General features: G+C 48.7%; 10 protein-coding genes. 1 reads left to right on the forward strand and 9 read right to left on the reverse strand.

What is annotated here, in order from left to right:
• Positions 1-4: 4 nt before the first annotated feature.
• The 7 genes from ACQKMP_RS07750 to ACQKMP_RS07780 all read right to left on the reverse strand — a co-directional run bounded on the left by ACQKMP_RS07750 (position 5) and on the right by ACQKMP_RS07780 (position 8,373).
• Positions 5-934: an ABC transporter permease gene (locus ACQKMP_RS07750; protein ID WP_042185778.1), complete on the reverse strand. Its 930-nt coding sequence runs from the start codon at positions 932-934 to the stop codon at positions 5-7.
• 3 nt (positions 935-937) lie between these two features.
• On the reverse strand, positions 938-2,080 hold the full coding sequence (locus tag ACQKMP_RS07755; RefSeq protein WP_038569246.1) for an ABC transporter permease: 1,143 nt from the start codon (positions 2,078-2,080) through the stop codon (positions 938-940).
• On the reverse strand, positions 2,077-3,609 hold the full coding sequence (locus ACQKMP_RS07760) for an ABC transporter ATP-binding protein (protein WP_042185775.1): 1,533 nt from the start codon (positions 3,607-3,609) through the stop codon (positions 2,077-2,079). The genes ACQKMP_RS07755 and ACQKMP_RS07760 overlap by 4 nt, the downstream gene beginning before the upstream one ends.
• 109 nt (positions 3,610-3,718) lie before the next feature.
• Positions 3,719-4,879 (reverse strand): BMP family ABC transporter substrate-binding protein, encoded by a 1,161-nt coding sequence (locus ACQKMP_RS07765; protein ID WP_042185773.1) that lies wholly within the window; start codon positions 4,877-4,879, stop codon positions 3,719-3,721.
• Positions 4,880-5,121: 242 nt separating this feature from the next.
• The gene (locus ACQKMP_RS07770) at positions 5,122-5,694 is read right to left on the reverse strand and encodes an NTP transferase domain-containing protein (protein WP_197071270.1); all 573 of its coding nucleotides are present in this window, start codon (positions 5,692-5,694) and stop codon (positions 5,122-5,124) included.
• Positions 5,636-6,760 (reverse strand): XdhC family protein, encoded by a 1,125-nt coding sequence (locus ACQKMP_RS07775; protein ID WP_427469121.1) that lies wholly within the window; start codon positions 6,758-6,760, stop codon positions 5,636-5,638. The genes ACQKMP_RS07770 and ACQKMP_RS07775 overlap by 59 nt, the downstream gene beginning before the upstream one ends.
• 38 nt (positions 6,761-6,798) lie before the next feature.
• A complete protein-coding gene (locus tag ACQKMP_RS07780; RefSeq protein ID WP_427469122.1) occupies positions 6,799-8,373 on the reverse strand; it encodes a PucR family transcriptional regulator in 1,575 nt (524 codons plus the stop codon).
• A gap of 239 nt (positions 8,374-8,612) precedes the next feature.
• Between ACQKMP_RS07780 and ACQKMP_RS07785 the strand changes: the two genes are divergently transcribed.
• Positions 8,613-8,996, forward strand: coding sequence for a RidA family protein (locus tag ACQKMP_RS07785; protein ID WP_042185766.1), 384 nt, complete (start codon positions 8,613-8,615; stop codon positions 8,994-8,996).
• A 487-nt stretch (positions 8,997-9,483) separates the two neighbouring features.
• Here ACQKMP_RS07785 and ACQKMP_RS07790 read toward each other — a convergent pair whose 3' ends face one another.
• Positions 9,484-10,836: an amidase family protein gene (locus tag ACQKMP_RS07790; RefSeq protein ID WP_042193429.1), complete on the reverse strand. Its 1,353-nt coding sequence runs from the start codon at positions 10,834-10,836 to the stop codon at positions 9,484-9,486.
• Between the two features lie 193 nt (positions 10,837-11,029).
• Positions 11,030-12,607, reverse strand: coding sequence for a gamma-glutamyltransferase (gene ggt / locus ACQKMP_RS07795; RefSeq protein ID WP_042185762.1), 1,578 nt, complete (start codon positions 12,605-12,607; stop codon positions 11,030-11,032).
• Between the last annotated feature and the right edge of the window lie 83 nt (positions 12,608-12,690).

The raw sequence follows: 12,690 nt of genomic DNA on the forward strand, positions 1-12,690 counted from the left end.
TGCCTTAAAACCTTTGTTCCCGAATATAAGGAACTCCCAGTGCCTCCGGTGTGCCGGATGGTTTGTTGCGATTGCGGTACCCCAGGTACATCAGGACCAGAATGGTCACAAGGTACGGAATCATTTTGAGAAAATAGGGCGGAACTGCACTACCCAGCAATTGAATGCGGAAGCCAAGTGAATCCAATGCCCCAAAAAAGTAAGCGCAGAACAAGGCGCGCAGCGGATTCCATCTGGCAAAAATCACTAGCCCTACCGCAATCCAGCCTCGACCGGCTGTCAGCCCTTCATTCCAGGTTGGCGCGTAGGCCAATACCATATCCGCTCCGGCCAGGCCGATGAGAGCAGCACCGGTGATCACATAGCTGTAGCGGATAAGCTGCACACGGATCCCCATCACATCTGCGGTAGCCGGACTGTCTCCGACTGCCCGCAAATGCAGGCCCCATGAAGTGCGGTGAATTAGCAGATGCAAAGCAAGCACTAGCAGCAGGCTGAACCAGGTTAGGTAATCCATGTTGCCGAATATTTTTCCGATGAACGGTACATTTTCCAGCCAAGCCAGATGCAGCTTAGGGGAGGTTCCCGGCAAAGGAATGCCGCTGATCGGTTTACCAAGATAAGCGCTCAACCCACTGCCGAACAAGGTCATCGCAAGACCGGACATCGTTTGATTCGCCCGCAAGGTCACACAGAGAAAAGAATGCAGCAAACCAAGCACAGCCGTTACAGCTACGGTAGCCAGCAGAGCCAGCAACAGGTTTCCGGAGCGAATATACACGATACAAGTGGTGACCGCTCCCATCAGCATCAGACCTTCAGCCCCAAGCTGTATAATGCCGGCTCGTTCATTTAGAATGCCTCCCAGCGTAGCCAGCAGCAGCGGGGTCCCTGCGGAAATAGCGGCAATAAGTAGCTGTGTTGTAAAATCCATCGCCTATCTCCCCCCTTTCAGCTGAACCCGGCTACGACGAATGCGGAAACGATAGATCATATCGCCAGCAATCAAGAAAAACAGGATGGAGCCCTGCAGCATTTCTGATATCGATGAGGGCAGCCCGATGGTTTGAACACTATATCCTCCAACAATTAAGCCACCGAATAAAATAGAAGTAACGATTAGACCGAGTGGATTCAATTTGGCCAGCCAAGCCACAATAATGGCGGTGTATCCATACCCCGGTGAAATGCCCTGCATCAGCTTGTGTGTAACACCGGAGACCTCCGCCATGCCAGCGATCCCGGCGAGCCCCCCACTGATCAGCATGACGATAATAATATGGCGCTTGATAGGAATCCCCGCGTATCTGGCTGCAACAGGATTGGCCCCAATCAGACGGAGCTCGTAACCCCACTTGGTAAAACGAATCATTAAGTAATAAATCACAACGGCGATAAGTCCAAATAACAATCCAATATGCAATCTTGTACTTCCGAGAACAGGCAGCGACTGAGCCGCAGTAAACATAGGTGATCCCGGGAAATTAAATCCTTTAGGATCTTTCCAGGGTCCGAATACCACGTAATCGAGCGCCAATAGGGCAACATAATTCAGCATTAATGAAGTGATTAGCTCATTCACTCCAAAATGCGTCCGCGGAATAGCTGTCAGCAGTCCCCAAAGCGCACCCGCGGCAATCCCGAACAGCAGCATTAAGCTCAGGGACCAGAATGAAGGTAAGTCAGGAAAATAAATCGTGACGGCTGTGGCCGCCATAGCCCCAACGGTTAACTGGCCTTCTGCTCCAATATTCCATACCGAAATGCGGTAAGCCACAGCAATCCCAAGCCCACATAGGAGTAGCGGGATCGCTTTAACCATCGTTTCCGTGAGCCCATACGCAGTGCCAAATGCGCCACGGAACATTTTTTCATAGACCAGCACCGGATTCATGCCATTCGCCGCAATAAATAGGGCACACAACAATAGCGCTAAAATTATAGACACAATAGGTGTCCACCAAGGAGAACGGATGCGGCTGGCATCGTATTCGAAACGTAGAGAGAATCGTTTTCCGGAGTGGGAGGGGAGGGGTTCCAGTACTGCTGCTGCGGTATTTCTTCCATTCTCCAGGCTCATACGGCGCTCTCCTCTCTATTATGAATACCAGCCATTAGTAGTCCGATGCTCTCTCGATTCGCTTCCTCATGTGTACTCTCACCAATAATTGAGCCGTTATAGATCACTAGAATCCGGTCGGACAACTGAAGCAATTCATCTAAATCCTCCGAAATTAACAACACGCCACTACCTGAACCACGCAGCTCCATAAGAAGGTCGTGAACACCAGCCGTGGCACCTACATCCAGCCCTTGTGTCGGATGAACGGCGACCATCAGCTTCGGCCGATGACTGATCTCACGTGCAAAGAGCAGCTTCTGCTGATTACCACCTGACAACTGTTGTACTGGCGTCTCGAGCTCAGGTGTCTTGACGTTAAAGCGCTGGACCAGCTCCTGTGACCACAAACGGTTCTTCGCGGACTTCAAGAAACCAAATTTGGAGTGCTCCTCTGAGCGGTAAGACTTAAACAAAAGATTATCCACCGATCCGAGGCGTCCAGCTAAACCGCTCTTCATCCGGTTCTCCGGCACGTGGGAGATTCCTGAATCAATTGCCCCTCTAACCGAAGCCGATTCCACCGTCTTTCCATCAAACGTGATTTCACCACTTTTCCAGCCTCTAAGACCTGTTAACACTTCAGCCAGTTCCTTTTGCCCGTTGCCAGCTACCCCAGCTACGCCTACAATCTCCCCTTTACATACGTTCAGAGAGAAGTGATCCAGTGCTTTTCGCCCGTGATCGGCATATACGTCCACATCTTTCACTTCTAATAAAGAATCCCCTTCAGTGGCTTCCCGTTCTTGACGGGTGATGGTTACTTCCTTGCCCACCATCAGACGAGCCAGCTCCAGTTCATCTGTATCTGCAGTGGTCAGTGTGGCGATCATTTTCCCTTTGCGCATGACGGAAATCCGATCGGAGGACGCCATAACCTCTTTCATTTTATGAGTAGTCATAATGACCGTTTTTCCTGCCTGCTTCATGACCCGCAGCGTTTCAAATAGCTGTTCCACCTCTCCCGGGGTCAATACAGAGGTTGGTTCATCCAGAATAATAATGTCAGCCCCGCGATACAGCGTCTTAACGATTTCAACACGCTGCTGCTCACCCACGGACAACTGCCAGATCGGGCGATCCACCGGGAAATTCAGTCCAAACCGTTCCGCTAATGCCTCTATCTCCTCGCATTTGTTCTTCATCCACTTACGGCCGCGCCAGAAAGACGACTTTTCGCCAAGCACGATATTTTCTGCTGCTGTGAGGCTTTGCACCAGCCTAAAGTTCTGAAACACCATACCTACACCCAGCTGCGCAGCATCTTTAGGAGAACGGATCTGAGCACCTTTCCCATGAATGAAGATTTCTCCTTCATCTGCTCTGTACACCCCTGACAGCATGCTCATCACCGTGCTCTTCCCGGCCCCATTCTCCCCAAGCAACGCATGAATCTCACCCGCATTTGCCGAAAAGTCGACTTGATCACTGGCGGTTACCGAGCCGAATTTTTTCACAATCCCCCGCATTTCAACTGAAGTTCCCCGCATGGCCTGAACCCCTCCTTCCTTCAAGTTGTAGTACGGGTGGGGAAGTTTCCGCTTAACGGAACCCGCCCCACCCATAGATTGTGCACATCTTATTCCCTATTTTTAAACATTATTGCGGGATAGTTCCTTCCACACCTTTTACGAGCCAGTTCATGCCCAACACTTCCTCCAAGGTCAGCTTCTGACCCTCCTGAACCTTCACATTCCCTTGATTATCTGAGATCGGACCTGTGAAAACCTCAAGCTCACCACTGATAATTTTGGCTTTGGCGTCTTCGACAAGCTTTTTCACATCATCTGGGATCTTGTTCCCGAAAGGAGCCAGCTCCACCATACCGTCAGCCATATCACCGGAATATTGCTCGCTCTTCCAGGTTCCATCCATAACTGCCTGCACAGCTTTTACGTAATACGGCCCCCAATTCCATACCGGGTTCGTCAAATAATTGTCCGGAGCGTATTTGCTCATATCCGAGTCATTTCCCCCGGCAAAAGCCCCTCGTTCAGCAGCAGCCTGCAGGGTTGCAGGTGAATCCTGATAGGCCAAAAGCACATCCGCACCCTTATCCAGCAAGCTGATTGCCGCTTGACGTTCAGTCGTCGGGTCATACCATGTATTCGTCCACACCACATTCACCTTTACATCAGGATTGACACTTTGTGCCCCAAGGGTGTAAGCATTCAAGTTATAAATCACTTCGCTGATCGGAAAAGCGCCCACATAACCCAGCTGATTGTTTTTGGTCATTTTTCCTGCCGCAATGCCGCTCAGATAGCTGGCCTGATAGTTTTTCCCGAAGTAGGTTCCCATGTTCTCTGCGGTTTTGTAACCCGATGCATGCAGGAACTTCACGTTGGGAAATTTGCCCGCTACATTTAATGTAAAATCCATATATCCGAAGCTCGTTGTAAACACGATGTCGTGTGATTGCGCAAGCTCTGTGATGATTCGTTCGGCGTCAGCACTTTCAGGGACATTTTCTACAAAGTCAGCTTTAATCCCCAGCTCCTTCTCCATATACAGCCGTCCTTGATCATGTTGGTACGTGTAGCCGCCATCCCCTGGAGGTCCGATATAAACAAAAGCAACCGTCGGTTTCTTTGCAGCCGGTTCTGTTGTTGCAGTTGCCTCTGTTGCCGCTGTAGTTGTCGCTGGTGCCTCCGTTGCATTTGTAGAAGTATTATTATTGCTGCCACACCCCACCAAAGCCACCGTCATTAGAACCATTAATGCAAGACAAGATGTTATGAACTGACCCCTTTTTTTCATAATTCTCCTCCTCCAAATCATCTCTCATCATGGCTGCAACCATTAATGTACTTCTACTATACTTAGAGGTGGCCTTGGCGTAAATTTATATAACATACGTTTGTATAGGAATATAAGAATCAGAACTTTTTTTGTGTGTAATGCACTAATTGGTTTTCGGAAGGTGAGTTGCGTGTCATATTATATGACCAAAGGTGGAAAAGGAACACTGTTTCAGATTACTTTTTAGACTACTTTTTACTTCACTTTCCATTTCTCAGAATCCATTGCTCCTGAATCTCACCAAAATCTTCTCTTGTATCTGCGTCCATGAAATAATGGGCAGACTCAGATTCCAGAACAATCCCCTTATAATCAGGTGAACGCAATATCCCCGCCGCTCCTCGATCTCCATCTAATCCCTGTAGTGCTGGAAACAACGTCTTCGAGAACAAAGCCGGGGGCATAGCCGACCCATTGCTGACGCTAGCGACATAATCCATCTCCGGAGATTGTTCAAACGTTTGTATTAGACGGTTCACTAATGCTGTAGTAATAAATGGCTGATCCGCAAGCGCCACAACTACTGCATCGGGCTGTAAAGGTAATACCGCATTAAGGCCGCAGCGCAGTGAAAAAGACAATCCTAGATGTGCGGTTAAACAAGTTTCGGTGCGTCTGGAGCCTTGCGGTTCAATCGCGGGTGGCAGCCATTCCAAGTTGTCATCCGCACGCACTACCACGATTAGCGGTTCTAGATTGCAACGATCCAATTCACTAAGCGCGACGCTCCCGAGTGAGACCTCCTGCGACAATTTCAGTGAAACCTTGGACACACCCATCCGCCTGCTCTGCCCCGCTGCCAAATATATGCCTGCTACCTTCAATACTATCCGCTCCTTTGGGCAGCTCTCGTGAGCCCACCCTTCTAATTTGAATAATTTCTGCTATAATACTGACCGCAATCTCCTCCGGACCTTCTCCTCCAATCGGCAACCCTACAGGTGCATGCAAAGATGCAGGAGCCTCAAGCCCTTCCAGTAAAAGAGCTATCCGCGCCTTCGAACCCATAATCCCTATATATAGAGGAGCAAGCGGAATCACACTCTCCAGGAACTGTCTATCCCGCCCAAGTTGATGACTGCAAATCAATACATAATCCTCTCGAGCTACGCCTAATCGCTGAACAACCTCCATAGGGGAACAAATTACTTGTTCAGCTCGAGGAAACTTATTGTGCAAGCTTCCTTCGCGCCAATCCGCAACCGCAACCCGAAAGCCAACTCTGTCAGCAAGTTCCGCAATCGGAACCACATCAAGCCCACCACCAAAAATCACAAGCCGCGGTTTAGGCACGAAAGACGCATGAAATGCTGTCAATTCTGCTGGAGCGGCCATAAAGCGACCTGCTGCTAGGTTTTCTTTTGCCGAGTGGGATAATTTCGGATGTTTCTTGCTCTGCGGCAGTGAAGTATCAGTATCCTGCTCCAGCTTATAGGTAAACCCCCTCTCCACTGCCTCCCGAAACAGAACCAACCGCTCTCCCGCCGCCAGTCTGTCACTCACCTGCACCAAAAGCTTGTAGAGCTGACCCTGCACGGGTTCAAGCACCACTTTGATTTTGCCTCCACAGCCGACAGTCTCACCCCAGGACAGATCATCCGAAGACAACATATTGTATTCCACAATCTCGGGCAGCCCTCGTTCCCATATCTCAGAGGTACGTAACTCCAGATCGCTTTCCACACAACCTGGACTCAGACTCCCAATCGTGCCCCCTTCAAAAAACAACATCACTGCCCCGGGTTTACGATACGAGTGTCCCTCTACCTCAATCAGTGTTGCCAGCACCGCAGGCGCCTGATGGGTTTGAATATGCGTTGCGATCTCATGTGTATTCACGAGGCTCCCTCCTCCGTGTTTGCATTTCAACCCAGACCTTAGTCCCGCCCAAGCATTCTCCGAAACATGAACACTAACTTCAGCCTCATTAGATCATTTATTTTTTTAAAATCGACATCCAAGAGCTCACTGAGCTTCTCGATCCGGTAGGTAGCCGTGTTCCGATGAATAAACAACTTTTTGGCTGTCTCATTGACATGCCCATCGTTCTCTAGATAAACCTCCAGCGTCCGCAGCATTTCTCGCACATACTCCGGCTCACGACTAAGCAGCCCTCTAAGCGTTCCGTTGCAATATTTCTCCATGACCTCTGTCGGGATTTGCCCAAGAAGCAAGGAAAGCTCAAGCTGCCGATAATGCACAACATTCCCATGCACTCCCTCAAATTGAAGCATCCCCATACATTCCTTCACCTCCGCAAAAGCCTCCTTCAGCCCATCCGGCTTCAATTTACAACTACTTATCGCAGCTCGTGGATAATACCCCTTGTCAAACTTAAGGTTGTCAAAACAAGCCTGGATTACATCACGAAATTGCTCAGGACTCTGAAGAGCTGCCGGATAGATGGACAATAATCCTTGGTCTACAATCACATGAATGGCCTTTAAATCCCGCAGTACGGGGTGTTCAGTGTATTCTTCTTTTAATCTAAGCAGCTCACTTTGGCGTTCTTCACTCGTCGTAGCAATATCGGTTAATAAGAGACAGAATGGCGATTGAAGCAGCTCTATCTCCAGCTTTACAGCAGACTGTACTAAATCGGAGTAAGATAAGTTACCATTTAGACAACGTCTCAGCAATCCACTGAACTCCCTATGTTCTGCCTGTTCAAAATAATCCTCGTATCCTGAGTGAATATGATATGAAATAAGTTCAGCACCCTGAACGAACAAGCTCTCTTCCACCGGGAGCAATAAAGGGTCGATGGAACAATACAATAAATATCCCGAGCACTTTTCTCCTTGTATTAGTGGTGTGCGATAACCTGCACGATCCTCTACACGAAAACGTTGATTCCGTTTCTGCCATGGCCATCCCTCCAGCAACTGTGAGGTCTGGTATTCAGAATTGTTATAGATTACATCCCCGCGTGCGCTAACCACTACAAGTGAATGGCCAATCACATCAGACACCGAGTCAAACAATGGACGGCTGCGGACAGATCGCAGGGCAAATTGCATCAGCTTTTTCTGCTTCTCCATTATGCTCTGCAAAACATGAGTGCTCCGGCTAAGCTCGGCTCGAAACAGGCCATTCATCTGATCCGAAAAAGTGAACTGGAACGGCAACTGGATTAAGGGGAAGTTAAGGCTCTCCGCTTCTGCGATTAGCTGCTCCGGTATTTTATCCCAAAATCGTCCCAGCTTAATACCCAAGGCCGATGAGCCCCTTCGATTCAGTGTTTGCAGCAAAGCAGAGGCATCCTCCAGATTGTCCTTGATTAAATAGGCTGTCGTTAGCAGCATCTCGCCTTCTTTGATCCAATCCGAAATATCAGGTGCGTCCATCACATTGATCGATTTCACAATTCGATGTTTCCCCTTGGACCCCGCGATAAGCTTCGCCTCGGACAAAGGATAAATGGACAACGCTTCTTCAACCGTAAGATGCATGCCATCCCTCCTTTTTAGGATCAATTGAACCATTTTTGATTCATAATGTTATTTTATGTAACATTATAATTAAAATGAACCTCCTTGGATAGAGTGAAATTAAAATTTATTGGTTATCACGTTAGTTAATATAACATTAAATGAACATAACTGATGAATCATTAATCTTTAGTTCACATCACTTGTGTGAGTAGTATAATTAGATCGGACAATATTAGGATGGATTTGGAGGGGATCTTTTGAGTAAAAAGCAAGTGTTTACGGGTTCACCCTGGGAGTCGGTGGTTGGATATTCTCGCGCCATCCGAATCGGCAATCGTATCGAAGTCGCAGGAACAACAGCCATGCAAGACGGGGAAATAGTCGGTGTAGGAGATCCATACGCGCAGACGAAATTCATTCTACATACCATCGAAAAAGCGCTAAACCAGCTAGATGCTGATTTGTCGCATGTAATTAGAACAAGAATGTTCGTGACAGACATCTCACGCTGGGAAGAAGTCGGCAAAGCACACGGCGAATTTTTCAAAGATATTCAGCCTGTAGCAACCATGGTAGAGGTAAAAGCGCTTATTGATCCACTATTGTTAGTAGAAATAGAAGTCGAAGCATTCGTAGAATAGAGCTCGGACGTGGCATGGCACCTTCTTAACAGAAGGCGCTTTGTTTGCGTGTTCAGATGAAACGCGAGTGTGTCGTGGCTGACCTTTGTGGTGTGGGGCATTTATACCCCTTCTTCCGGTAATATCGCCAGAATTCTTGGATTCTGGGGGATTTATACCCCTCTTTTCGGCTATATGACCGGAATCACTGGATTCTAGGGTATTTATCCCCCTCTTTCCTGTAATATGGCCGGAATTACAGGATTCTAGGGTATTTTTGCCCTTCTTCCCCGCAATATGAGCCAATTTCGCGCATTCTACGGGATTTATACCGTTCTTTTTCTTCGCATGGAGGTGTTTACTGAAACGCTGGTCTTAGCCAACTTTTGAGCACTGAATTTTTCTTTTACTCTAACACACCATTATTGAGCCTACTTCATCACATTGAGTTCATTTTTTAAAAAACCAATTTCACCTATCATCTCAAAACCCATCAAGTCCCGTCATCTCACGACCGCCGCCAAACCTCCTTCACCCATGAGAGTAACCGAAGATCCTGACCATGTCCGGCGATAACCGACAATCCCAGCGGCAGTCCATTTGTAGAGAGCATAGGTAATGTTACTTGAGGCAGGCCTGCCAATCCAGCCATGCAACTCAACATCATCGCCCCACTACGGTTCTCCTCCAATTGACGCAACCCCCCACCACGCAGTGGAGCAGGACCAGGTACTGTCGGAATCACAAGACAATTATCTTCTCCCAGCAGTTGGCGCAATTGAGTAGAAATCTCCGCTCGTTTATTCAGAGCGATACTGTGGTCCTTGCCAGCAAAGTTAGCAGCCCAAGAGAACCGGGCCGCAATATCAGGCCCAAAAACTGGTTTCACCTTCTCAATCCAGGCGCTATGGGTTGTCCAGATCTCATTGCCTTGTAGCTCTCGAAAGACATCCATCCAGACTTTTAAACCTTCTCGAGCTATTTCAGTTTCGAAGAAATGATCAGCACCAGTCCTCAAGTGGTTCAATCCATTCGCTAGAACACTCACATCCTTTGGATCGACCAAATCCCAACAGTCCGTAGCGACAAATAAAGTCACCATTTTCTTTTGTGAATCATCCTCTTTATCCTTTCTAGAATTATATTCCACATGATTTCCTTTGCTCTTTGGTATCTGATCCTCTATGTTCTTTTGTATATTATTCTCCAATTCTTCCTCTTCATTTTTTTCCCTACCGTTCTCTATATTCAATTCTAAATTTCCATCTATGCTCATCATTACCTTTTCAGTCATGCGTCCACTTCCAAGTAAAACCTCCCCAACCTTCTGGAGCACACCCATACGATCTGCCATCCAGCCTACTGTATCAAATTGCGGTGATAACGGGATCACACCTTCCATATTCACAGCACCATGCGTCGGGCGAAAGCCATATACTCCGCAATAGGCGGAAGGGACTCGAATAGAACCACCTGTATCTGTTCCGAGCGCAAAATCAACACTACCTGAAGCTACCGCTACTGCCGATCCACTAGAAGAACCACCCGGGATACAACCTGCGGCACGGGGATTTATGGGCGTTCCATAATGATGGTTCTCACCACCCAGACTGTACATCAGCTCATCCGTATGAGTCGCTCCTCGAAGCGTCGCTCCCGATCGGAGCAACTGACGTACTACTGCCGCATGTTCTGTAGACGGATTGTGGCTCCACAGCCAATCTGGATTACCAGCAGAAGAACTGTGCCCTGCTACCGCATACACATCTTTCACCGCAAAGGTCAGTCCGTTCAATATCCCGTTCCCTAAACGTCCGACTGTTAGCTGAGGATCGATAAATGCACCATACCGATTATCCACCATATCCCCTTCCTCCTCCCCTCAACATTCCTTCTAAGATCTTAATCAACTCGTCTAAGATTTTAATCATCCTTCTAAAATCTCATGTCCAATAAACTAGGGCTTTCTGTTACACCTTTCTAAGAAGCCTTTCACTTCAAGGTGTCGCCTGCAACCCACCTCCAACCCAAATTCTACCTACTCTCACCTCACCCTACCAACCTATCGCCGCGCCATCGCAGCGCGGGTCTGTCCCCCCACTACGATATCCATTGTCATCTATGGATATCGCGTGAGCATGACCCACGCTCCCGTCATATGCTTCCACTTTCCGGACAATATGACCGGCTCCCGCCAAATCTGCCAGCACCTCATCCGCTACCCGTCCCTCTACCTTCAGCTCCTGCGTAGGCTCCCCCCACGTCCTCCCCCATACAAAACGTGGTTCACTTACAGACGTTTGCGGATTCATCCCATAATGCAGCATCCTTGTAAGTAGCAACGTTTGAGTCTGCGGCTGACCTTCACCACCTTGCGTACCATATAGAATCGCAGGTTTGCCCTCGCGGCAGGCCATGGCTGGCATCAGTGTGTGGAAGCTGCGCTTATGCGGTTCAAGCGTATTGATATGGTTCGGATCAAGCGAGAAAAACGAACCCCGATTCTGAAGCAGAATTCCTGTATTCCCAGCAACCACTCCTGAGCCAAACTCAAAATACAGACTCTGAATAAAGGAAACCGCATTTCCCTCCTCATCCACCACCGCAGCATATGCAGTATCACTACCAATAGGCTGACTGGTCAGCTGTGCCGCTTTTTGCATCGAGATCGTAGAGGCTAGTTGCCCTGCATAGTTCTTATTCAGCAACTGCACCAAAGGAATAGCACTAAAATCCGGATCTGTAAGCACTCTATCCCGATCACGAAAACTCAGCTTCAGCGCTTCAACAAGCAGGTGGTAATATTCATAAGAGCCATGCTCGATTTCTCCGAAATTAAAATACTCCAATATATTAAGACTCATCAGCCCCGTAAACCCTTGAGAATTTGGCGGCACTTGATACACCCTATGCCCATGATATTCCGCATGAATCGGCTCGACCCAATCCCCCTGATGATCCGCAAAATCATCCCGTGTGAGATAGCCCCCAGCTGCCAGCATATAATCACAAATATCTTCAGCAATCTTCCCCTTATAAAAAGCATCCCGTCCACCCGCAGCCAACGTCCTCAGGGTTGTCGCCAGCTGCGTCTGCTGAAATCTCGATCCAGCAGACACAGCCACTCCACCCGGCATATAAATCGCGGACGCCTCCGCCGACAACGCCGTTCCAGCAAACAGCGTATTATTCCGCTGGTCCGGCGACAGCGGAAACCCACTCTGAGCATAGCCGATGGCTGGCTCCAGCACCTCTGCCAGCGTTAAGCGGCCATACTTGCTGAGCATGGCGTCCCAGCTATCCACCATCCCCGGTACGGTGATGGCACTGCGGATCCCCCGCCTCGGAATAGCTCCCTCACCGGCATAGCAACTTCTGCGAACTCCGTAACCCGACCGTCCACTTCCGTTATACGCCCGGACACGCGCCTCTTCTGTGCTATAGGTCAACCAGAACGAATCCCCACCAAGCCCCGTCATATGTGGGTAGACTACAGCGAGCGTCGCACTAACCGCCACCGCCGCATCAAAGGCATTTCCCCCTTTTTCCAAAATGCGCGCACCCGCAGCCGAAGCTAAATAATGAGGGCTGACGACCATTGTTTTTGTGCCTATTACAGGTTTCTCCGCCATGTTCCCCATCTCCCTATTAACTTCTCACTTAATTAATGTCATTTAACATTACATAAAAATCCCTTGTCAATCGGTTACGCCAA

The organism is Paenibacillus sp. NPDC101420 (assembly GCF_050277435.1).
Taxonomy (GTDB): Bacteria; Bacillota; Bacilli; order Paenibacillales; family Paenibacillaceae; genus Paenibacillus_AQ.